We start from the raw sequence: 3,655 nt of genomic DNA, 5'->3' as shown, positions 1-3,655 counted from the left end.
GGCAAGCAGGATGCGGCCTTTTTCCATTGCGGTCCTTTAGTCCCTCTTTACGCAAATCACTCGCTGACGATGCCGACCGGTGCCGTCTCGATCTTGAAGGCGGCCGAGATCAGCGCCCGAGTATAGTCGGTTTGCGGATTTTCAAAAATCTGCTGGGAAGGGCCGGCTTCGACGATCCTGCCATTGCGCATGACGATGACGTCGTTGGCGAGCGCCCGGATGACTTTCAAATCATGGCTGATGAAGAGATAGGCGAGATCGTGCTTGGCCTGCAGGCTGCGCAGCAGGTCGACGACCTGCGCCTGCACGCTCATGTCGAGTGCCGATGTCGGCTCGTCCAGCATGACGAAGCGCGGGTTGAGCACCATGGCGCGTGCGATGGCAACGCGCTGGCGCTGGCCGCCGGAAAACTCGTGCGGGTAGCGGTTGCGGGTCGCCGGATCGAGCCCAACCTCCTTCAGCACGGCGGCCACCTTGTCGTCGCGCTCGTCGGGCGACAGCTTCGGCTCGTGGATCTTGAGGCCTTCCTCGATGATCTCGGCGATCGACATGCGCGGGCTGAGCGAGCCGAACGGATCCTGGAAGACGATCTGCAATTCGCGCCTGAGCGGCCGCATTGCATTGAAGGACAGCTGGTTGATGTCGCGACCGTTGAACTGGATCATGCCGGTCGACGAGATCATGCGCGCCAGCGCCAAGCCGAGCGTCGTCTTGCCGGAGCCGGATTCGCCGACCACGCCGAGCGTCTGGCCGGCGCGCACGGTGACATCGATGCCGTCCACTGCCTTCACATTGTCGACGGTGCGGCGGAAGAAGCCCTGCTTGATCGGGAACCAGACCTTTATGTCCTTGCCGGTCATGACGGGCTTGGCGTCGGCATTGGCGGCCGGCGGCTTGCCCTTCGGCTCGGCCGCCAGCAGATGCCTTGTGTAGGCATGCTGCGGATTGGCGAAGATCTCCTTGGTCGGGCCGGTCTCGACGATCTTGCCCTTGGTCATCACGCAGACGCGGTCGGCAATCTTGCGCACGATGCCGAGATCATGGGTGATGAACAGCATCGACATGCCCTTGCGGCTCTTCAAGCCGGCCAGCAGTTCGAGGATCTGCGCCTGAACGGTGACGTCGAGCGCCGTCGTCGGCTCGTCGGCGATCAGCAGTTCGGGCTCGTTGGCCAGCGCCATGGCGATCATCACGCGCTGGCGCTGGCCCCCGGACAACTGGTGTGGATAGGCATCGAGGCGCTTGTGCGGATCGCGGATGCCAACCTCGTTGAGCAGGGCCAGGGTGCGCTCCTTGGCGGGGCGGTCGGCCATGCCTTGGTGCAGCTTCAGGATCTCGACGATTTGATGCTCGATCGTGTGCAGCGGATTGAGCGAGGTCATCGGCTCCTGGAAGATCATGGTGATCTTGTTGCCGCGCACCTGCCGCAACTGCTTCTCGCTCATCGCCAGCAGGTCGTTGCCCTGGAACACGATCTTTCCCGAGGGGTGGCTGGCGCTTGGATAGGGCAAAAGCTTCAGCACCGAAAGCGCCGAGACCGATTTGCCGGAGCCGGATTCGCCGACCAGCGCCACCGTCTCGCCCTTGGCGATGTCGAACGAGATGTGGTCGACAGCCGTCGACTGGCCGCCGCCCTGGCTGAAGGCGACGCTGAGGTCCTGTACGCTGAGCAAGGGGGCTTCGCTCATCTGAACGTCTTGCGCGGATCGAAGGCGTCGCGCGTCGCCTCGCCGACGAAGACCAGCAGGGACAGCATCAGCGAGATGACGACGAAGCCGGAAATGCCGAGCCACGGCGCATTGAGGTTGCGCTGCGCCTGCTTGAGCAATTCGCCGAGCGAGGCGGAGCCGGGCGGCAGGCCAAAGCCGAGATAGTCGAGCGAGGTCAGCGTCGAGATCGAGCCCGAGAGCAGGAAGGGCATGAAGGTCAATGTCGCCACCATGGCATTAGGCAGCAGGTGCCGGAACATGATGGTGCGGTTGGGCACGCCGAGCGCCCGGGCCGCGTTGACATATTCGAAATTGCGGGCGCGCAGGAACTCGGCCCGCACCACGCCGACCAGCGCCACCCAGGAGAACAGCAGCATCAGGCCGAGCAGGATGAAGAAGCCCGGCGGCAGGATGGCGGCGACGATGAGCAGGAGATAGAGCACCGGGATGGCGGACCAGATCTCGATGAAACGCTGGAACAAGAGATCCGTCCAGCCGCCGAAATAACCTTGCACGGCGCCGGCCGCGACGCCGATCAAGGCCGAGCCGGCGGTCAGGATCAGGCCGAACAGCACCGAAATGCGGAAGCCGTAGATGACGCGCGCCAGCACGTCGCGCGCCTGGTCGTCGGTGCCCAACCAATTCCAGTTGCCGACGATGCAGGCGGGGTCGGCAGCACCCTGCGGATACTGGTTGCAGCGTGTCTTGGCGTCATACTGCCACGACGGCCTGGCCGGTGCTGCTTCGGGAATAGCGTTGTTGACCGTCTGATAGGAGTAGCGCACCGGCGGCCAGATCATCCAGCCATTGGCGTTGATCTCGTCCTGGATGACCGGATCGCGATAATCGGTGACGGCATAGAAGCCGCCGAATTTTTCCTCGGGGTAGGCGACCAGCACCGGAAACAGGATTTCGCCCTTGTAGGAAGCGATGATCGGCTTGTCGTTGGCGATGAACTCGGAAAACAGCGACAGCACGAACAGGACGAGGAAGATCCACAGCGACCAGTAGCCGCGGCGGTTGGCTTTGAAGTTCTGCAGGCGGCGCTTGTTGAGCGGCGACAGAAACGGCCGCTTGATCCGCGCGGGTGCCGCGTTGACGGGGACTGTAGCCTCCGACATCAGACGTCTCTCCGCTCGAAATCGATGCGCGGATCGACCCAGGTGTAGAGCAGGTCGGACAAGAGCCCGACGAACAGCCCCAGCAGCGAGAAGATGTAGAGATTGGCGAACACCACCGGATAGTCGCGCTCGACCACCGACCGGAAGCCGAGCAGACCGAGGCCATCGAGGGAGAAGATGTTCTCGATCAGCAGCGAGCCGGTGAAGAAGGCCGAGATGAAGGCGCCGGGAAAACCGGCGATGACGATCAGCATGGCGTTGCGGAAGACGTGGCCGTAGAGCACCTGCCGTTCCGACAGACCCTTGGCCCGCGCCGTCACCACATACTGTTTGCGGATTTCTTCGAGGAACGAGTTCTTGGTCAGCAGCGTCGTGGTGGCGAAGGCCGACAGCACCAGCGCGGTCAGCGGCAATGTCATGTGCCAGAAATAGTCGACGATCTTTCCCCACCACGACAATTGATCCCAATTGTCCGAGGTGAGGCCGCGCAACGGAAACCAGTCCCAGAAAGACCCGCCGGCAAACAGCACCATCAGCATGATGCCGAACAGGAAGCCCGGAATGGCATAGCCGACAATGACGACGCCGCTGGTCCAGACGTCGAAGGGAGTGCCGTCCTTGACCGCCTTGCGGATGCCGAGCGGGATCGAGATCAGGTAGGACAACAGCGTGATCCACAGCCCGATCGAGATCGACACCGGCATTTTTTCCAGGATCAGGTCGAGCACCGAAATGTCGCGGAAATAGCTGTCGCCGAAATCGAAGCGGGCATAGTTCCACAGCATCATGCCGAAGCGCTCGAGCGGCGGCTTGTCGAAGCCGAAC

General features: G+C 62.6%; 3 protein-coding genes. All 3 read right to left on the bottom strand.

Features of this window, described 5'->3' with window-relative positions; genetic code table 11:
* Positions 1-56: 56 nt before the first annotated feature.
* Positions 57-1,688, bottom strand: coding sequence for an ABC transporter ATP-binding protein (locus tag EN879_RS27650; RefSeq protein ID WP_063169973.1), 1,632 nt, complete (start codon positions 1,686-1,688; stop codon positions 57-59).
* Complete coding sequence (locus EN879_RS27645) at positions 1,685-2,830, bottom strand: ABC transporter permease (protein WP_063169974.1); 1,146 nt, start codon at positions 2,828-2,830, stop codon at positions 1,685-1,687. Before EN879_RS27645 ends, EN879_RS27650 begins: the two co-directional genes overlap by 4 nt.
* Positions 2,830-3,655 (bottom strand): microcin C ABC transporter permease YejB (yejB, locus tag EN879_RS27640; RefSeq protein ID WP_127274372.1); only part of this gene is annotated, 826 nt, incomplete at its 5' end. The genes yejB and EN879_RS27645, both read right to left, overlap by 1 nt.

This window comes from Mesorhizobium sp. M7A.F.Ca.AU.002.02.1.1 (assembly GCF_003998535.1).
Lineage (GTDB): Bacteria > Pseudomonadota > Alphaproteobacteria > Rhizobiales > Rhizobiaceae > Mesorhizobium > Mesorhizobium ciceri.
This window is presented reverse-complemented; position numbering and strand designations above follow the sequence as displayed.